Annotated in this window: 17 protein-coding genes; 8 read left to right on the top strand and 9 right to left on the bottom strand. The window is 71.2% G+C overall.

The features are described from left to right. Complete coding sequence (gene ubiB / locus E8A49_RS20400; protein ID WP_293385957.1) at nt 1–1515, top strand: 2-polyprenylphenol 6-hydroxylase; 1515 nt, start codon at nt 1–3, stop codon at nt 1513–1515. Nucleotides 1516–1548: 33 nt separating this feature from the next. On the opposite strand, the gene E8A49_RS20395 is transcribed toward ubiB, so the two are convergent. Continuing rightward, complete coding sequence (locus tag E8A49_RS20395) at nt 1549–2133, bottom strand: hypothetical protein (RefSeq protein WP_293385955.1); 585 nt, start codon at nt 2131–2133, stop codon at nt 1549–1551. A 142-nt stretch (nt 2134–2275) separates the two neighbouring features. Between E8A49_RS20395 and coaBC the strand changes: the two genes are divergently transcribed. From coaBC to E8A49_RS20380, 3 genes are read left to right on the top strand one after another with little or no spacing between them, the layout of a single operon-like run. After that, nucleotides 2276–3475 carry a bifunctional phosphopantothenoylcysteine decarboxylase/phosphopantothenate--cysteine ligase CoaBC gene (coaBC, locus tag E8A49_RS20390; RefSeq protein WP_293385953.1) on the top strand — a complete coding sequence of 400 codons (1200 nt, stop codon included), beginning with the start codon at nt 2276–2278 and terminating at the stop codon, nt 3473–3475. Further along, entirely contained in the window at nt 3472–3927 is a 456-nt protein-coding gene (gene dut / locus E8A49_RS20385) for a dUTP diphosphatase (RefSeq protein WP_293385950.1), read from the top strand. The genes coaBC and dut overlap by 4 nt, the downstream gene beginning before the upstream one ends. A 3-nt stretch (nt 3928–3930) precedes the next feature. Then, a complete protein-coding gene (locus E8A49_RS20380; protein WP_293385948.1) occupies nt 3931–4557 on the top strand; it encodes a hypothetical protein in 627 nt (208 codons plus the stop codon). Here E8A49_RS20380 and E8A49_RS20375 read toward each other — a convergent pair. The 3 genes from E8A49_RS20375 to E8A49_RS20365 form a co-directional block, all read right to left on the bottom strand. Next, a complete protein-coding gene (locus tag E8A49_RS20375; RefSeq protein WP_293385946.1) occupies nt 4554–6005 on the bottom strand; it encodes an amidase family protein in 1452 nt (483 codons plus the stop codon). The genes E8A49_RS20380 and E8A49_RS20375 overlap by 4 nt on opposite strands. A gap of 7 nt (nt 6006–6012) precedes the next feature. Further along, nucleotides 6013–6804, bottom strand: coding sequence for a 4-hydroxy-tetrahydrodipicolinate reductase (gene dapB / locus E8A49_RS20370; RefSeq protein WP_293385944.1), 792 nt, complete (start codon nt 6802–6804; stop codon nt 6013–6015). An 85-nt stretch (nt 6805–6889) separates the two neighbouring features. Beyond that, on the bottom strand, nt 6890–7501 hold the full coding sequence (locus E8A49_RS20365) for a glutathione S-transferase C-terminal domain-containing protein (RefSeq protein ID WP_293385942.1): 612 nt from the start codon (nt 7499–7501) through the stop codon (nt 6890–6892). Between the two features lie 70 nt (nt 7502–7571). On the opposite strand from E8A49_RS20365, the gene E8A49_RS20360 reads away from it, so the two are divergent. Next, complete coding sequence (locus E8A49_RS20360) at nt 7572–8183, top strand: TetR/AcrR family transcriptional regulator (RefSeq protein WP_293385940.1); 612 nt, start codon at nt 7572–7574, stop codon at nt 8181–8183. Here E8A49_RS20360 and E8A49_RS20355 read toward each other — a convergent pair. From E8A49_RS20355 to E8A49_RS20345, 3 genes are read right to left on the bottom strand one after another with little or no spacing between them, the layout of a single operon-like run. Continuing rightward, on the bottom strand, nt 8180–8392 hold the full coding sequence (locus E8A49_RS20355) for an SRPBCC domain-containing protein (protein ID WP_293386001.1): 213 nt from the start codon (nt 8390–8392) through the stop codon (nt 8180–8182). The two genes, E8A49_RS20360 and E8A49_RS20355, sit on opposite strands and share 4 nt — an antisense overlap. Nucleotides 8393–8395: 3 nt before the next feature. Continuing rightward, nucleotides 8396–8653, bottom strand: a complete 258-nt coding sequence (locus E8A49_RS20350) for a hypothetical protein (RefSeq protein ID WP_293385938.1) — start codon at nt 8651–8653, stop codon at nt 8396–8398. Then, nucleotides 8650–8964 carry a metalloregulator ArsR/SmtB family transcription factor gene (locus tag E8A49_RS20345; RefSeq protein ID WP_293385936.1) on the bottom strand — a complete coding sequence of 105 codons (315 nt, stop codon included), beginning with the start codon at nt 8962–8964 and terminating at the stop codon, nt 8650–8652. The genes E8A49_RS20350 and E8A49_RS20345 overlap by 4 nt, the downstream gene beginning before the upstream one ends. Before the next feature lie 144 nt (nt 8965–9108). Between E8A49_RS20345 and E8A49_RS20340 the strand changes: the two genes are divergently transcribed. From E8A49_RS20340 to E8A49_RS20330, 3 genes are all read left to right on the top strand, one after another. Further along, nucleotides 9109–11397 carry an NADP-dependent malic enzyme gene (locus E8A49_RS20340; RefSeq protein WP_293385934.1) on the top strand — a complete coding sequence of 763 codons (2289 nt, stop codon included), beginning with the start codon at nt 9109–9111 and terminating at the stop codon, nt 11395–11397. Nucleotides 11398–11535: 138 nt separating this feature from the next. Further along, nucleotides 11536–12843 carry an Hsp70 family protein gene (locus E8A49_RS20335; RefSeq protein ID WP_293385932.1) on the top strand — a complete coding sequence of 436 codons (1308 nt, stop codon included), beginning with the start codon at nt 11536–11538 and terminating at the stop codon, nt 12841–12843. 10 nt (nt 12844–12853) lie between these two features. Beyond that, on the top strand, nt 12854–13366 hold the full coding sequence (locus E8A49_RS20330) for a DUF1697 domain-containing protein (RefSeq protein WP_293385930.1): 513 nt from the start codon (nt 12854–12856) through the stop codon (nt 13364–13366). A gap of 3 nt (nt 13367–13369) precedes the next feature. Here E8A49_RS20330 and E8A49_RS20325 read toward each other — a convergent pair whose 3' ends face one another. Together E8A49_RS20325 and E8A49_RS20320 are read right to left on the bottom strand one after the other, a co-directional pair. Beyond that, complete coding sequence (locus tag E8A49_RS20325) at nt 13370–14602, bottom strand: NAD(P)/FAD-dependent oxidoreductase (protein WP_293385928.1); 1233 nt, start codon at nt 14600–14602, stop codon at nt 13370–13372. Beyond that, nucleotides 14603–17428 (bottom strand): pitrilysin family protein, encoded by a 2826-nt coding sequence (locus E8A49_RS20320; protein ID WP_293385926.1) that lies wholly within the window; start codon nt 17426–17428, stop codon nt 14603–14605. Between the last annotated feature and the right edge of the window lie 2 nt (nt 17429–17430).

Genomic DNA, 17430 nt, shown 5'->3' with positions numbered 1-17430 from the left:
ATGAGCGGTCCCGCCGCGTTCGGCCGCATGGTGGGCGCGCTGTGGGCCCTGGTCCGCAACGACGCCCTCCTGCCGCGGGAGCTGGACGCGGCCTATCCGCCCTCGGTCGGGGCCCTGGCCCGGACGCTGCGGGTCTTCGCCGGCGCCGAGGCGCGGCGGGGCCGGCCGGGCGAGCGGCTGGCCCGGGCCTTGGAAGGCATGGGGCCGGTGGCCATCAAGCTCGGCCAGGTCCTGTCCACCCGCGGCGACTTCTTCGGCCGGGAGTTCGCCGAGGACCTGTCGCGGCTGAAGGACCGGCTGCCGCCGTTCCCCACCGCCGTCGCCCGCCAGGAGGTCGAGCGCACGCTCGGGCGCACGGTGGAGAGCCTCTACGCAGAGTTCGGCGAGCCGATCGCCGCGGCCTCGCTGGCCCAGGCGCACGAGGCCAAGCTGCGCGACGGGCGCAAGGTGGCGGTGAAGGTGCTGCGGCCCGGGATCGAGCGGCGCGTGGCCGCCGACGCCGAGAGCCTGACCCTGGCCGCGCGGCTGATCGAGCGCTGGATCCCGCCGGCCCGGCGGCTGGAGCCCCGGGCGTTCGCGGACACGGTGATCCGCGCCATCACCCTGGAGCTGGACCTGCGCCTTGAAGCGGCCGGCGCCGATGAGCTGCGCGAGGTGATGGCTGAGGACGGCTACATGGCTGCCCCGAAGATCGCCTGGGAAGGCGTCGGCAAGCGGGTGCTGACCATGGAATGGGCGCGCGGCTGGCCGCTGTCGGACCCGGCGGCCCTGACCCAGCCCGGCCTCGACCACAAGGCCATGGCCGACAACCTGATCCGCGCCTTCCTGTCCCAGGCCCTGGACCACGGCGTGTTCCACGCCGACCTGCACGAGGGCAACCTGTTCGCCGCCGCCCCGGCCTCCCTGACCGCCGTCGACTTCGGGATCATCGGCCGCATCGGGCCGAACGAGCGGCGCTACCTGGCGGAGATCCTCTGGGGCTTCCTCAATCGCGACTACGAGGCCGTCGCCCGCACCCATTTCGATGCGGGCTATGTCCCGGCCCGCCACAGCGTCCAGGCCTTCGCCCAGGCGCTCAGGGCCGTGGGCGAGGCGGTGTTCGGCCGCCCGGCCAGCGAGGTGCCGATGAGCCGGGTCCTGCTGCAGCTCTTCGAGATCACCGCCCTCTACGAGATGCGCCTGCGCCCAGAGCTGGTCCTCTTGCAGAAGACCATGATGACCGTGGAGGGCGTCGCCCGGCGTATCCAGCCAGACCATAACATCTGGGACGCCGCCGACCCGGTGGTGCGCCGCTGGATCGCGCGCGAGCTCTCGCCCCTCGCGCGGATCAGGCGCTACTCGGACGAGGCCGCCACGGCGCTGCGCAACCTCGCCCGCCTGGTGGAGAACCCGCTGGGCCCGGCGGCCCTTGTCGCCGTCGAGCCCGCCCGGGCGCCGGCCGGCCGTCTCCTGTGGTTCGCCCTGGGCGCGGTGGCCGCAGGCGCAGCCTTCCTGGCGGCGATGTACTGGCGCTGAGCGCCGGCCCCACCGCTCCCCAAGATTCCGCCGTCAGGCGTCATCGTCGGCCGACCGTGAAGAGCGCCGCGAACTGCTGCGCTCCTCGCGGTCCTTCTGCTTCTCCCAATAGGCCATGCCGTCATCGGGCTTGAACATGGTGCGCGGCGCGCCGTCCTTGCTGGCCACGGCGAAGACGTTGTCCTTCGGGTCGTAGAACAGGGTGTCGCCGTTCTTGCGGGTCAGCGTCAGCGTGCCCTTCGGCGGATGGCCCACGAAGGCGTGCGCCTTCCTGACGTATTGATCCACCGTCTTGGCGTCGAAGGTCGCCCCGTCGCGCTCGAATTGCCGCTCCGCGCCCTCTTCCGCGGAGAAGCGGCGGCTGGCGGCCCAGACGGGCTTGCCGTCCTCGGCCTTGGCCACCTCGTCCTTGCGGTGATCGACGCGCGGCGCGTCGTCGCCGTAGCCGCCGCGCCGGTCGCTCCCGCCGCCGGACGAACGCTCCGGTCCGTTGGCCGTCGCCACCTCGGAACCCGAGGCCTTCTTGGCCACCGCGGAGGGGCCGTTGTCGCAGGCGCTCACCAGAGCCAGCGCCGAAATCCCCAGCGCCAAGGGCAGCGCCATCCTCAACCCAGCCATCTTCCTCTCCCAACAGCAGAGCTTCCGAACAAAGAAAGAACAAACTGCAACAAATGTCGAGTCCAATTTGCCGGATTTGTCGCGGGCCCCCATTTGCCCTAAGTCGGACGCGCGTCGACGAAGGGGCCCTGACACCTTGGACATGCCCGGGGACGAAAAGCGGATACTCCTGATCGTCGGCGGCGGGATCGCGGCCTACAAGGCGCTGGAGCTCACGCGCCTGCTGCGCAAGGCCGGGATCGGCGTCCGGCCGATCCTCACGGCGGCCGGGGCGCACTTCGTGACCCCGCTGTCGCTGTCGGCCCTGGCCGAGGACAAGGTCTATTCCGAGCTCTTCTCGCTGACCGACGAGGCCGAGATGGGCCACATCGAGCTGTCGCGCTCGGCCGACCTCGTGGTGGTGGCGCCGGCCACCGCCGACCTGATGGCCAAGGCCGCGAACGGCCACGCCAACGACTTGGCCTCGACCACCCTGCTGGCCACCGACAAGCCGGTCTTGATGGCGCCGGCCATGAACGTGCGGATGTGGGAGCACGCCGCGACCCGCCGGAACCTCGCGACGCTCATCGGCGACGGCGTGCGGTTCGTGGGGCCCGACGAGGGCGCCATGGCCTGCGGCGAATATGGCCCGGGCCGGATGGCCGAGCCCCCGGCGGTCTTCGGGGCGATCCTGGCCCTGCTGGGCCCCGGCGGCGCGCGGCCGCTGGCCGGCAAGCGGGCGCTGGTGACGGCGGGGCCGACGGTGGAGGCCATCGACCCGGTGCGGGTGCTGACCAACCGCTCCTCGGGCAAGCAGGGCTACGCCATCGCCGGCGCCCTCGCGGCCTTGGGCGGCGAGGTGACCCTGGTCAGCGGCCCGACCGCCCTGCCGGCGCCGGCGGGCGTGACGCGTGTGGACGTCGAAAGCGCGCGGGAGATGCTGGCGGCCTGCGAGGCGGCGCTGCCCGCTGACGTCGCGGTCTGCGTCGCGGCCGTGGCCGACTGGCGGCCCGCGGAAGCGGTCACCCAGAAGCTCAAGAAGGACGGCGCGCCGCCGCAGCCCCTGGCGCTGGTGGAAAACCCCGACATCCTTGCGGCCTTGTCGAAGCATGGGCGCCGCCCGCGCCTGGTGGTCGGCTTCGCCGCCGAGACCAACGATATGGAAGCGCACGCGAAAGCCAAGCTCGCCAAGAAGGGCTGCGACTGGATCGTCGCCAACGACGTCAGCGTGACCGGGACCATGGGCGGCGACGACAACGCCATCGCCCTCGTCAGCGCCGGCGGAATCGAGCGATGGGAGCGGATGGCCAAGGGCGCGGTCGCCCGCCGCCTTGCCGAGCGCATCGCCAAGGAATTCTCGTGAGCAATCCCATCATCCCGATCACTCGCCTGACCCATGGCCAAGGCCTGCCGCTGCCGGCCTATGAGACCGCCCAAGCCGCCGGCATGGACCTGCGCGCCGCGGTGCCGCAGGACGAGCCCGTGATCCTGCGCCCGGGCGCGCGCTTCGCGGCGCCCACGGGCCTGGCCTTCGCGCTGCCCGCCGGGTTCGAGGGCCAGGTGCGGCCGCGCTCGGGCCTGGCGGCCAAGCACGGCGTCACCTGCCTCAACACGCCGGGCACCATCGACGCCGACTATCGCGGCGAGGTGAAGGTGATCCTGATCAACCTCGGCGAAGAAGAGTTCGTCATCCGCCGCGGCGAGCGGATCGCCCAGCTGGTGATCGCTCCCGTGGTCCAGGCCGCCTGGGCCGAGGTCGACAGCCTGGACGAGACCGCCCGCGGCGCCGGCGGCTTCGGGTCCACCGGACGCTAGACGATGGCCAAACGCCTGCCGCTCCGCTGGCTGACGCTCGCCGAGCTGGTCGGCATCGCCGCGGTGACGATCGCGGCCCTCGGCTATTGGGACAGCCACCGCGAGCGCACGCTCACGGAAAAGGAACGCGCCGCGGAAGCTCAGGAGAGACGGGCCGAGGCCCAGGCCGGGGCGCTCAAGCTCACCTTCCTGATGACCGCCGCGCCGGAGGGCGAGGGCGAGCGCCTGCGCCTGACCGCCGTCCATCCCGAGCAGGTGATCCAGACTCAGGCCGTCAGCTTCCCGCGGGAGGTGCGTGGCGACCCCGTCCAGACCACCGGCAATCCCCGGATCGAGGCCGGGTGGTTCGAGGGCGGCGGCCTGGACAAGGCCCTGCACGACCGCGGCGAGAAGCGCCGCCAGGGCCTGCGCCTGCCGGTGGGCATCGTCACCAGCTTCATCGAGGACGGCCAAACCAAGACCGACCGGGCGATCTACCTGGTAGGCTATGGCCTGAAGCCGCGCATGCTGCGGTCGGACAAGGTGGAACTGGAAGGCCTGTCGCTGGTCCGCCGCGGGGTCGGCGAGGACATGCAGGGCGCCCTCGACGCGGCCTGGGCGAGGCAGGCGCCGGCGCCCGCCAAGCCCTAGGCCGCTGGCGGGCTCACGAAGCCGCGGATATGCTCGTCGATGGCCTGGGCCAGGGCGAGCGTCTTGGCGTCGCCGCTGAGGGGGCCGATCAACTGAGCGCCCACCGGCAGGCCGTCGGCTGCGAGGCCGGCCGGAATGGCGGTGGCCGGCAGGTGCAGGGCGGTCGCCAGGGAAATCCAGTTCAGCATGGATCCGTAGGCGATCGCGCGCCCGTCGGACATCTTGAGGTCGCGCTTGCCGAACGGGCGGTGGTCATGCGGGAAGGCGGTGACCGGGGCGATCGGCGCCAGGATGACGTCGAAGCGGCCGAACAGGCCGGCGATCTCCTGGCGCAGGCGGTTCCTGACCGCGTCGGCCGCCAGCCATTCCCGATGGGTCGCGGTGTAGGCCAGCGTCATGGCGGCGTTGGCGGCGGCGTCTCCGCCGCGTTCGACCTGCCAGCGGGCCAGGCCGCGCATGCGGGTCATGGCGCGGATCGCCTTGTCGGGCATGTCCTCGCCGATGGTCGCGCCCAGCAGGGTGCGGTAGGCCGCCGTGAGCGTCGGCATATGCAGGGGCGAAGCGATGGGCGTCACCTCCACGCCTGCGGCGGTCAGCTCGGCGGCGAAGGCTTCGAGGACCGCGCGCGCCTGCGGGTCCAGCGGGAAGCTGGGTTCGTCGAGCCACAGCGCGATCTTGGCGGTCTTCAGGTCGGCGGCCGGCGCGCGGGCGGCCACCGGCGCACCCGAGATCACCGAGAGCAGGAGGCGCAGGTCACGGGCCGAGCGGGCCATGGGGCCCAGGACGTTCAGGTCGCGCTCGCTCCAGGAGCCCGGCGAGGGCGGCACATGGCCGTGCTGGTTGACCAGGCCCCAGGTGGGCTTGTGGCTGCAGACCCCGCTGAAGCTGGCCGGCACGCGCAGCGACCCGCCGATGTCCGAGCCGATCTCCAGCGGCGTGACGCCGGCCGCCAGCGCGGCGGCCGCGCCGCCGGACGAGCCGCCGGGCGTCCGGGCGGTGTCCCACGGGTTGTTGGTGGTCCCGTAGAGCGAGTTGAAGCTCTGCCAGTCGCCGGCCAGGACCGGGACATTGGTCTTGCCCCAGACCACCACGCCGGCGTGCTTGGCCAGCCGCACCGCCGAGGCGTCCTGCGCCTGGCGCTGACGCAGGTGCTTCAGGCCGGAGGATGCGGGCAGGGCGACCACGTCCAGGGTGTCCTTGACGGTCATCGGCAGTCCGGCCAGCGGGCCCAGGGTTTCGCCGCGCGCGCGCTGCTCATCGATCGCCTTGGCGTGCTCCAGGGCGCGTTCGGGGTCGACGGCCACCACGGCGTTCAACCGCGCATGGGTCGCCTCGTGACGGGCCAGCGCGATCTTCAGGAGTTCGGCGGCGGAGATTTTCTTGCCGGCCAGCAGCGCCAGTTGCTCGGTGGCGTCGCGCTTGAGGAGATCGTCGTCGTCGATGAACACTTGGGCGCTAGCTCCGGCCGGAGAAGCCCAGCACGTCGCGCATGTCGTACTGCCCGGGCGCGCGTCCCGCCACCCAGCGGGCGGCCACCACCGCGCCGCGGGCGAACAGGCCCCGGTCGCGGGCGGAGTGGGACAGGGTCAGGATCTCGTCCTCGGCGGCGAAGGTGACGCTGTGCTCGCCGACGATGCCGCCGCCGCGCAGCACAGCGAAGCCGATCTCGCCGGCCGGCCTTGCGCCGGTGATCCCGTCGCGGCCGCGCCTGGCGACCTGGTCCAGCGCCGCGCCCCGGCCGCGGGCGGCGGCTTCGCCCAGCATCAGCGCCGTGCCGGAGGGCGCATCGACCTTGCGGCGATGATGCGCCTCGAGGATCTCGATGTCGTAGGCCTCGGGTGCCAGGCGGGCGGCGGCCTGCTCCACCAGACCCATCAGGACGTTGACGCCGAGCGAAAAGTTGCCGGCCCGCACGATGGCGACCCGTTCGGCGGCCCGGGCGATGGCCGCGATCTGGGCCTCGTCGAAGCCGGTCGAACCGATCACCAGGGCCGGGCCGCCGCGCGCCGCGCAAGCCTCGGCGAGCGCCGCTGAGGCCGCAGGCGTGGTGAAGTCGATGACGACCTGGGCGGCCTCCAGGGCGGCCTCCGGGCTCATCAGCCCCTCGCCCGTTGGACTGTCTGGGCGGTCGAAGCGGGCGGCCACAGTCAGGCCGGGCTCGGCCTCCGCCGCGGCGATCACGGCGTGGCCCATGCGGCCCAGCGCGCCGGCGACGGCGATGCGGATCGGGGGATCGGAATCGGGCATGGGCGGCGGCGTGCTTCCGGCTGACGGGCAGGAGCCTAGTGTCCCGACGGTTTCACGCAGGTCAACGCCGCCGCCGCGGTCCGCCTCAGGCCGGCCGGGCCAAGGCGGCCTCCTCGCCCATGGCCTTCGCCACGCTGGGCCGGGCCTTGGCCCGCTCCAGGAAGGCGGCGACATGGGGGTAGGGCGCGAGGTCCAGGTTCACGAACTGCGCCCAGTTCAGCACCGCCGTCAGGTAGGCGTCAGCCACGGTGAAGCGGTCGAGGAGCCAGTCGCGGCCGTCGAGGTGGCTGTCCAGATAGGCCAGGTTCCGGGCCGCATGTTCGCGGGCGAAGCCCTTGGCGTCGGGACCGGCCGTCGGGACGAACAGCGGGTGGAACACACCGGCGTGCAGCTCCGTCCCCACGAAGCTCAGCCACTGCTGCATCAGCGCGCGGTTGAAGCCCGTCGGAACGAGACCCGACTGCGGGAAACGCTCGCCCAGGTACTGCAGGATCGCGGCGTTCTCGGTCAGCACCTCGCCGTCGTCGGTTCTGAGGGCCGGCACCAGGCCCTTGGGATTGATCTTGGCGTAGTCGTCGCCGTCCGTTGTGCGGCCGGCCTTGGTGTCCACGCGGACGAAATCCGCATCGCCGCCCGCTTCGTAGAGGACGATGCGGCTGGCCATCGAACAGGCGAGGGGCGAGAAATAGAGGTTCATCGGTCGGCTCCTGGGTTGATTTCCGTACCGTTTCGCACAAAATATAGCGGGTCAAGGATTTCTTTGCGATATGGTACAAAAAGAAGCGCGCGCCCGGGGCCGGCCTCGGAGCTTCGACGCCGACGAGGTGCTGGATAAGGCGCGCTCGGTGTTCTGGAATCTGGGCTATGCGGCGGCGTCGCTTGACGACATCGCCCTGGCGACCGGCCTGAAGCGGCCCAGCCTCTATGCCGCCTTCGGCGACAAGCACGCCCTCTACATGGCCGCCCTGACGCGCACGCGGACCCGGGCCGTGGCGGCGATGGCGGCGATGGTTGGCCGCGAAGGGGCGCTGCGCGCGGTGCTGGTCGACCTCTTCGAGGCGGTGATCGGCGCCTATGTGGAGGGCGAGATCGGGCAACGGGGCTGCTTCATCATCGGCACCGCCGTGACCCAGGCGGTGGAGGACCCGCAGGCCCGCGCGCTGGCGACCGCCTTCGTCGCCGACGAGGACGCCCTGTTCCGCGAGCGGTTCGCCCATTCGGCCAGCGAGCTGGCGCCGGGGCTGACGGCGGACGCAGCGGCCATGGTCGCGACCGCCGCCCTGCACACCTTGGCCATCCGCGCCCGGTTGGGCGAGCCGCGGGAGGCGCTGGCTCAGGTGGCGGCGGCCGCGATCGGCGCGATCTGCGGACCCGCCTAGCCGCCGTTGGCGGCCGCCTGGAAGGCCTCGAGGATGGTCCCCCAGCCGCCGTCCATGGCGGTGCGGGTCTGGACGGCCTTCTCGCTGTCGCCGAAGCGCTCGAGGTCGCGGTGCTCGAAGTCCACGCGGGTCTCGCCGTTCCCGACGTCGGTGAAGCGGACGTCAATCTCGGTCAGCAGGTTGGGGTCGTAGGCCCACTCGTGGGTGATGCGTCACGCGAGGACCAGCCGCGCGGGCGGCTCCCAGACTAGGACATCGCCCCAGAGCTGATCGCCGGCCTCATGGCGGCCAAACCAGCGGCCGCCCACGCGGGGTTCGAGCACGGCCTCCTTCAAGGGCGAGTCGCCCAGGACGTGCGAGCGGGGCCACCAGCGGTCGAGACCCTTGGTGAAGACCTCGAAGGCCTTCTCCGGCGTGGCGCGCACAGTCAAGCTCTTGCGGATCGCGGCGGGGGTGATGGTCTGGTTCACGGTTGTTCCTCCTGATGGTCATCGGGCTGGCGCTCGGCCTCGGCCTTGAAGGCCTCGAGCGCCTCATCCCAGAAGCGGTCGAGCCAGGCGCGGATCTGGCCCAGGCCCTGCGGGTCGATCTGGTAGACGCGGCGGGCGCCGTCGGGCCGGTCGGTGACCAGGCCGGCCGCCTTCAAGACCTTCAGGTGCTGCGACACCGCCGGCCGGCTGACCGGCAGGCCCTCGGCGAGCTCGCCCACCGCCCGTGGCCCGCCGGCCAGGCGCTCGAACACCGCCCGGCGGGTCGGGTCGGCGAGGGCGGCGAAGGCCATGGCGTTAGTCATGGCTTACCGTAAGTAGAGACTTACGTACCTGTCAATACAAAGCCAAGCTTGACCGAGGTTGTTTCGCATTGCCGGGGTCTGTAGGGTTCGGGCTTCTCATCGCAACCGACGCCTGAAGGACCCGCCGCCGCCATGAGCGACGCCGAGAAACGCACCTTTACCGACCAGGAAGCCCTCGACTTCCACCGGTATCCCACCCCAGGCAAGATCGCCATCGCGGCCACCAAGCCGATGGCGACGCAGAGCGATCTTTCGCTGGCCTATTCTCCGGGTGTCGCCGTGCCGGTGCTGGCGATCGCCAAGGACCCGGACGCGGCTTACGAGTACACCTCCAAGGGCAACCTGGTGGCCGTGATCTCCAACGGCACGGCGATCCTCGGGCTGGGCAACCTGGGCGCGCTCGCCTCCAAGCCGGTGATGGAAGGCAAGGGGGTGCTCTTCAAGCGCTTCGCCGACGTCGACGCCATCGACGTCGAGGTCGCCGCCACCGATCCCGACGAGATCATCACCGTCGTCAAGAACATCGGCATCACCTACGGCGGCATCAACCTCGAGGACATCAAGAGCCCCGAGTGCTTCCGCATCGAGACCGAGCTGCAGGAGCTGCTCGACATCCCGGTCTTCCACGACGACCAGCACGGCACGGCGATCATCTCCGCCGCCGGCCTGATCAACGCCTGCCACATCACCGGCCGCGACATGGCCAGCGTGAAGGTGGTGCTGAACGGCCCCGGCGCGGCGGGCATCGCGACGCTCGAGCTGATCAAGGCCATGGGCGTGCGGCACGACAACGTCATCGCCGTGGACCGCAAGGGCGTGCTCTACCGTGGCCGCTCCGAGGACATGAATCAGTGGAAGTCGGCGCACGCCGTCGAGACCGACAAGCGCACCCTGGCCGAGGCCCTGGAAGGCGCGGACGTCTTCGTGGGCCTCTCGGTGAAGGGCGCGCTCACGCCAGAGCTGATCAAGACGATGGCCCCCAAGCCGATCATCTTCGCCATGGCCAACCCGGACCCGGAAATCACCCCGGAAGAGGTCTACGCCGTGCGGCCCGACGCCATCGTCGCCACCGGCCGGTCCGACTATCCGAACCAAGTGAACAACGTCCTGGGCTTCCCCTACATCTTCCGCGGCGCCCTCGACGTGCGGGCGCGCCGGGTGAACATGGAGATGAAGATCGCCTGCGCGAACGCGCTGGCCCAGCTCGCCCGTGAGGACGTGCCGGACGAGGTCGCCGCCGCCTACCATGGCCGTCAGCTGAAGTTCGGGCCGGAATACATCATCCCGACGCCCTTCGATCCCAGGCTGCTCTCCTACATTCCGCCCTTCGTGGCCCAGGCGGCCATGGACACCGGCGTGGCGCGCCGGCCGATCGAGGACATGGCGGCCTACCGCGCCAGCCTCGCCCAGCGGCTCGATCCCACCGCCGGCTTCCTGCAGAAGCTGCAGGGCGCGGTGCTGTCGGGGCCGAAGAAGCGGGTGGTGTTCGCCGAGGGCGAGGAGCCGTCGGTGATCCGCGCGGCCTACGCCTTCCAGACCGCCAACCTCGGCGCCGCCATCCTGGTGGGCCGCGAGGACCTGGTGCACGAGAACATGCGCCTGGTGGGCCTGGATCCCGCCGAGGTGAAGATCGAGATCGTCAACGCCCGGCTCTCCGGCCACAACGCCGAATACGTGGACTACCTCTACGGCCGGCTGCAGCGCGAGGGCTACCTGCGCCGCGACGTCCAGCGGCTGGTGAACCAGGACCGCAACGCCTTCGCCTCGGCCATGGTGGCGCTGGGCCACGCCGACGGCCTGGTGACCGGCGTCACCCGCTCCTTCGACCAGGTGCTGGAGGAGGTTCTGCGGGTCATCGATCCCACGCCGGACGGCCGGGTGATCGGCATGAGCGTGGTCCTGGCCAAGGGCCGCACCCTGTTCATCGCCGACACCAGCATCACCGAGATGCCCGAGGCCGAGGACCTGGTGGAGATCGGCCGGGAGGCCGCCCGCGCCGTGCGCACCCTGGGCTATGAGCCGCGCCTGGCCTTCATGAGCTATTCCACCTTCGGCAATCCCATGGGCCTGCGCTCGGAAAAGGTGCGCGAGGCGGTGGCCATGCTCGATGAGATGGACGTCGACTTCGAGTACGAGGGCGAGATGCCTCCGGAGCTGGCCCTGGATCCGGCGGCGCGGGTCAACTACCCGTTCATGCGGCTCTCCGGCCCGGCCAATGTGCTGATCATGCCGGCGATCCACTCGGCGGCGATCTCCACCCAGCTGATCCAGTCCATAGGAGGGGCGACGGTGATCGGGCCGATCCTGCTCGGCCTCGACCGCGCGGTGCAGATCTGCCCGCTCTCGGCCTCGGTGTCGAAGATCCTGCAGATGGCCACCGTCTGCGCCTACGACCGCCCGCTGGTGGAGATCGAGGACTGATGAGTTCCTCCCCTTCGGGGGAGGTGGCGCGAAGCGCCGGAGGGGGGGCGGCTCCAAAGCCGCTGAGGACCCCCTCAGTCAGCTTTGCTGACAGCTCCCCCAGCGGGGGAGCAACTGGGCGATACGACGGAGTCTTCGGTGAGCTTCACCCTCGGCATCGACTTCGGCACGACCAACACCGTCGTGGCCCTGGCCGGCGCGGGCGGGGCGGCGGAGCTGGTGCGCTTTCCGGCTCCGGAGGGCGAACTCTTCGCCTTCCGCTCGTGCCTGTCGTTCCACGCGGGCGACAAGCCTAACGACCGGGCCATCGCCGCCGGGCCCTGGGCCATTGAGGCCTATGTGGAGGACCCGGCCGAGACCCGCTTCATCCAGTCGTTCAAGAGCTTCGCGGCCTCGGAGAGCTTCAGCGAGACCCAGGTGCTGGGCCGCCGCTACCGCTTCGAGGACCTGCTCTCGACCTTCCTCCTGAAGCTGCGCGCCTATGCCGACGCCGGCATGGCCGAGCTGCCCGACCGGGTGATCGTCGGCCGCCCGGTGACCTTCGCGGGCGGCGCGCCGAAGGAATCTCTGGCGCTCACGCGGTATGAGACCGCCTTTGCGCGCCTGGGTTTTTCCGAGATCCTCTACGCCTACGAGCCGGTGGGCGCGGCCTTCTTCTTCGCCCGGGAACTCGACCATGACGCCACGGTGCTGGTCGGCGACTTCGGCGGCGGCACCTCGGATTTCTCGATCATCCGCTTCGAGCGGCCAAGACACGGAGAGGGAGCCGGCGAGATCCGCGCCATTCCGCTGGGCCGCTCCGGCGTCGGCGTAGCGGGCGACGCCTTCGACTACCGGATCATCGACAACCTGGTCTCCCCGGCGCTCGGAAAAGGGTCGAGCTATATGAGCTTCGGCAAGACCCTGCCGATCCCCAACCGCTACTATTCGACCTTCGCCCGCTGGGACCAGCTGGCCCTGATGCGCGCCAGCCGCGACATGCGCGAGATCCGCGCCCTGGAGCGCGAGGCGACCGAGCCGGAGAAGATCGCCCGCCTGGTGGAGGTGCTGGACGAGAACTACGGCTACCAGCTCTACCGCTCGGTCTCGCGGCTGAAGGAGGCGCTGTCGGCGGACGAGGCGGCCGACTTCGTCTTCGAGGCCGGCTCCATCGCCCTGAAGGGCGGGGTGAAGCGCGCGACCTTCGAGGGCTGGATCGCCCCGGAGCTGGCGCTGATCGAACGCGCGGTGGACGAGGCCCTGGCCAACGCGAACCTGGCGCCCGAAAGCGTCGACCGGATCTTCCTGACCGGCGGCTCGTCCCTGGTGCCGGCGGTCCGGGCCATCTTCCATCGCCGCTTCGACCCCGCACGCATCGAGACCGGGGCGGAGTTGGAATCCATCGCCTCGGGCCTGGCGCTGATGGGCCGCGAGCGCGACCTTTCGCACTGGACGATGCGCGCCTAGGCTCGGGGCCATGACCGCCTTCATCGCCCTCCTGCGCGCCGTCAATGTCGGCGGCACCGGCAAGCTGCCGATGACCGAACTTGCGGCCATGTGCGAGGCCGCCGGCTTCGCCAAGGTGAAGACCTATATCGCCAGCGGCAACGTGGTCTTCGAGAGCGCGGCCTCGGAAGCGAAGGTGAAGGCGGAGCTGGAGCGCCGGCTGGCCGACTACGCCGGCAAGCCGGTGGGCGTCCTGGTGCGGACCGCCGCCGAGATGGCCGCCGTGCGCGACGCCAATCCGTTCCCCGATGCGCCCGGCAACCGCGTCACCGCGACCTTTCTCGACGCGCCGCCGCCCGCCGACGCCGCCGAACACGCCACCGGCGTCCAGGGCGAGGTGATCGCGCTGGGTCTCCGCGAGATCTACGTCCGCTACGACGACGGCCAGGCGGATTCCAAGCTGCGCATTCCCGCCGCCAAGGCCGGCACCGCCCGCAACCTCAACACCGTGGCCAAGCTGGCCGAGATGGCCGCCGCGCTCTGAGCGTCAGGCCAGGGCCGCCATCGCCTCTTCCGCCGCCCGCTCGCCGCTTTCCCAGGCGCCGTGGACGGTGGAGTAGAGGTGCGGGTGCGTCGCCTCGCCGGCGAAGAACAGGCGGTTCTCCACCGGCGCGGCCAGGATCGCGCGGTCTCCCGCGTGGCCCGGCAGGGCGTGGGAGTAGGCGCCGAGCGCCCAGGGATCGTGCGCCCAGCGCGTCTCGCCGAGCGGCGTCAGGCTCCGGCGGAAGTCCGAGCCCAGCAGTTCGCCCAACTCCTCCAGGGCGAAGGCGGTGGGCGCGCCGGGGCCCTCGGCCTCCAGGGCCCGCGCCCAGCGGCCGCCCAGGAAAGCCTCGATAACGGGCCGCCCGAAGGGCCGCAGGTGGTAGCTGCCGATCTCCGTTCGGTCGGCGCGGCCGAATAGGTGGCCGTCGACGGGGAGGGCGTCAGGCTCGGCCACCTGCAGGAAGACCTTGTCGGCCAGCCCCAGCGGCAGGCCCGCCGCCGCCTCGGCCTTCGCCGGCAGGCTGGGCGAGAAGGCCAGGCCGCCCTGGCTCAGCAGCGGCGTCGGGACCGCGACGATCACCGCCCGCGCAGTCACCGCGCCCCGGGCGGTGCCCAGGACCAGCTCGGGCCCGCCGTGGTGGATCGTGCGCACCGGACAGCCGGTGACGATGCGGTACGGGGCCGCGAAGTGGACAATGGCCGCGCCGTAACCCTCGGCGACTCGCCAGTTGACCCCGGAATCCTCGTAGGCCCCGTAGTCGAGGACCGAGACCTGATCGAATTCCGCGCCGTTGTAGTAGCTGGAGAAAGCGTCGAGCAGCGGGTTCCAGCGGCTTCCCGGTTCCAGCAGGTCGGAGGCCGGACGGTCAGCGCCGGTCCCGGCCGCCGCTTCCAGCCGCGCGTCCAGGGCGTTGAAGGCCTGGCGGTAGGCGCGCTGGTCCTCCTCTGAAAAGTCCCGGTTGAAGGCCTGCTTCATCCAGTGCGGCGGCGACTTGTCCAGGGTGAACCCCGCCGCCGCGATGGGCTCGGCCAGCGGATTCTCATCCGCCGAATGCAGCCAGCCCGCGCCGCAGTCGACTGGGAAGCCGCCCGCCGTCCGGATCGTGTGCGCCCGCCCGCCGACCCGGTCCCGCGCCTCGAGGGCCACGACCTCCAGGCCGCCGCGCCCCAGGCGGCGCAGGCCGGCGATCCCGGCCGCGCCGGCGCCCACCACAACGACGTCGTACCGGTCGCGCACCTAGGGCGTCTTGAGCGTCGGACTGTCGAGGTCGAGCTTGTCCACCGGGATCACCTCCAGGTCCGGCCGTTTGGCCCTCAGGGCCTCGACGAAGGTCTTGGCGTCGCCCGCGATGATCAGGTTGGCCTTGGCCGGGTCCATGACGCGGGCGGCGACGGCCTGCACCTGGGCCGGCGTCACCGCCTCGACCTTGGCGGTATAGCGGGTGATCTCGTCCAGCGGTACGCCATAGAGGGCGAGATTGCCCAGGATGCCGGCCAGGCCGTTGGTGGTCTCCAGCCGGCGGCCATAGCTGCCGATCAGGTTGGACTTGCGCGCCGTGAGCTCGTCGGCGGTGGCCGGCGTGGAGGCCATCGACGCCATCTGCTCGCCGATCAGGTCGGCCACCTGCACGGCGCTTTCGTTCTTGGTCTGGGCCGCGGCGCGGAACGAGCCGGTGGTGCGGTTGGCGCTGAGGCTGGAGGAAGCGCCGTAGGAGAGGCCGCGCTTGATGCGGATCTCCAGGTTCAGCCGCGAGGAATAGCCGCCGCCCAGCAGGGTGTTGGCGACGATGCCCGGATAGTAGTCCGGGTCGTCGCGCGGGATGCCGACCTTGGCGAGGTTCACCGCGGCCTGGCCCGTGCCGGGCAGGTCGATGACCACCGCGCGCGGCTTGCCCTGCGGCCGGATGGCCGGCGGGGCCGGCAGCGGCGTGGCGGGCCTGGCCCAGCCGCCATAGGCCTTCTCGGCCAGGGCGAAGCCCTGCTCGGCGGTGATGTCGCCGGTCAGCACCAGGATGGCGTTGTCGGGCCGGAACCAGGCGGTGTGCAGGGCCGCCAGGTCGGCGGGCCTCAGTTTGGCCAGCGAGGTCGGCGTGCCGCCGGCCACATGGCCGAAGGCGGTGCCGGCGAAGACGATCGGGGCGGCGGCATAGGCCGAGACCTGGCCGGGCTCCTGGTAGGCGACGCGCAGGCCGTCCAGGTCCTGGGCGCGCAGGCGGTCCAGCTCGGCGGGCGCGAAGGCCGGGTTGCGGGCGACGTCGGCCATGATCGCCATGCCGGCGTCCAGCTTGTCGGGCATGACGTTCAGGGTGACGGAGGAGGCTTCCAGGCTGGCGCTGGACTCCAGGGTCGCGCCCAGCGCTTCGGTCTGCTGCGCCACGGCCTGGGCCGAGCGGGTCTTGGTGCCTTGGGTCAGCATGTCGGCGGTCGTGCTGACCGCACCGGCCAGGCCCGCGGGATCGGCCCATCCGCCGGTCTTCAGCGTCAGGTCGGCGGTGACCAGCGGCAGGCTGGTCGAGCGCGCCACGATCACCCGCAGGCCATTGGCCAGGGTCTTCTCGGCGGGCTTGGGCAGCACCGGCGAGATCGGCTCGCCCACCGGCGGCGGGGCCTGCCGCTCGGCCTCCGGCGCCAGGGTGAAGACCGGGCCGGTGTAGGTCGCCACCGTCTTGGGCGGCGTCGGCGGCGCCGGCTCGCTCTCGCCCTTCGGCCGCTGGCTTTCGGCCCGGTAGCGGATGGTCATGCGGGTGTTGGGGTCGAGGTACTTCTTCGCCACCCGCTGCACGTCGGCGGCGGTGACCGCCTGCAGATCGGCGAGCTCGGAGTTCACCTTGGACGCGTCGCCGTCGATGCGCAGGGCGTAGCCCAGGGCGAAGCCGCGGCCGTCGATGGTCTCGCGCTCGCGCAGCTTGCCGGTGATCAGCTGGTTCTTGGCGGTCTCCAGCTCCTGGGCCGTCGGCGGAGCGGTCTGCAGGCGCTTCACCTGCGCCAGCAGGGCGGCCTCGCCCTCGGCGATGGTGTGGCCCGAGGCCATGATCGCGCCCACCGCGAAATTGCCTGGCTGGGCCGGCAAGTCGGCGTTGGAATAGATCTCGGCGGCGATCTGCTTCTCGTAGACCAGGCTGTCGTAGAGCCGGGACGACTTGCCGCCCGACAGGATCGAATCCAGCACCCTCAGCGCCGGCGCGTCGGGGTCGGAGGCCTTCGGCCCCAGCCAGGTGATCGCCACCGCCGGCAGCGGGACGTTGGGCCCATAGCCGTCATAGACCCCCGGATGGGTGCGCGGCGGCTCGACCGCGGTCACCCGCTTGATCGGCTGGGCCGGGTCCTTCAGCGGACCGAAGTACTTGTCCACCCAGGCGTTGAGCTCCGCCTCGTCGAAGTTGCCGACCACGATCAGGGCGGCGTTGTCGGGGCGATAATATTCCTCGTGGAAGGTGCGCACGTCGTCGAGGGTGGCGGCGTCCAGCTCCTGGATCGAGCCGATGCCGGGGCGATGGTAGGGGTGCGTCGCATAGGTCGCCTGCGGCAGGTAGAGGCTGAACAGACGGCCGTAGGGCGCCGCCAGCACCCGCTGGCGCAACTCTTCCTCGACCACTTGGCGCTCGGACTTGAAGTTGTCCTCGTCCACCACGAGCGTGCTCATCCGCTCGGACTCGGCCCAGATCAGCCGCTGCAACTGATTGGCCGGCACCACCTCGTAGTAGTTGGTGTAGTCGTCGGCGGTCGAGGCGTTGTTCAACCCGCCGACGTCCTCGGTCAGGCGGTCGAAGCTTTCCGCCGGCAGGTCGCGGGTGGCTTTGAACATCAGGTGCTCGAACAGGTGGGCGAAGCCCGAGCGCCCGGCCGGGTCGTTCTTGGAGCCGACCCCGTACCAGAGCTGCACCGTGACGTTGGGCGTCGAGCGGTCGAGGCTCTCGTAGACCTGCAGCCCGTTGGCCAGGGTGCGCTGCTTGTAGGCGATCGGCGGCACCTTGCTGGGCGGGATGGCCCCGGCCGCCAGGACGGGCGCGGCGAGGCCGATTCCCAGGGTCAGGGTGAGGGCGGCGAGGAGCGGTCGGGACATTC

The sequence above is a fragment of the Phenylobacterium sp. genome (assembly GCF_004799515.1).
Lineage (GTDB): Bacteria > Pseudomonadota > Alphaproteobacteria > Caulobacterales > Caulobacteraceae > Phenylobacterium.
This window is presented reverse-complemented; position numbering and strand designations above follow the sequence as displayed.

Coding starts and splice junctions, on each gene's coding strand:
- ubiB (WP_293385957.1), top strand. CDS start 1: ATGAGCGGTCCCGCCGCGTTCGGCCGCATGGTGGGCGCGCTGTGGGCC.
- E8A49_RS20395 (WP_293385955.1), bottom strand. CDS start 2,133: ATGGCTGGGTTGAGGATGGCGCTGCCCTTGGCGCTGGGGATTTCGGCG.
- coaBC (WP_293385953.1), top strand. CDS start 2,276: ATGCCCGGGGACGAAAAGCGGATACTCCTGATCGTCGGCGGCGGGATC.
- E8A49_RS20380 (WP_293385948.1), top strand. CDS start 3,931: ATGGCCAAACGCCTGCCGCTCCGCTGGCTGACGCTCGCCGAGCTGGTC.
- dapB (WP_293385944.1), bottom strand. CDS start 6,804: ATGCCCGATTCCGATCCCCCGATCCGCATCGCCGTCGCCGGCGCGCTG.
- E8A49_RS20365 (WP_293385942.1), bottom strand. CDS start 7,501: ATGAACCTCTATTTCTCGCCCCTCGCCTGTTCGATGGCCAGCCGCATC.
- E8A49_RS20360 (WP_293385940.1), top strand. CDS start 7,572: ATGGTACAAAAAGAAGCGCGCGCCCGGGGCCGGCCTCGGAGCTTCGAC.
- E8A49_RS20345 (WP_293385936.1), bottom strand. CDS start 8,964: ATGGCCTTCGCCGCCCTCGCCGACCCGACCCGCCGGGCGGTGTTCGAG.
- E8A49_RS20340 (WP_293385934.1), top strand. CDS start 9,109: ATGAGCGACGCCGAGAAACGCACCTTTACCGACCAGGAAGCCCTCGAC.
- E8A49_RS20330 (WP_293385930.1), top strand. CDS start 12,854: ATGACCGCCTTCATCGCCCTCCTGCGCGCCGTCAATGTCGGCGGCACC.
- E8A49_RS20320 (WP_293385926.1), bottom strand. CDS start 17,428: ATGTCCCGACCGCTCCTCGCCGCCCTCACCCTGACCCTGGGAATCGGC.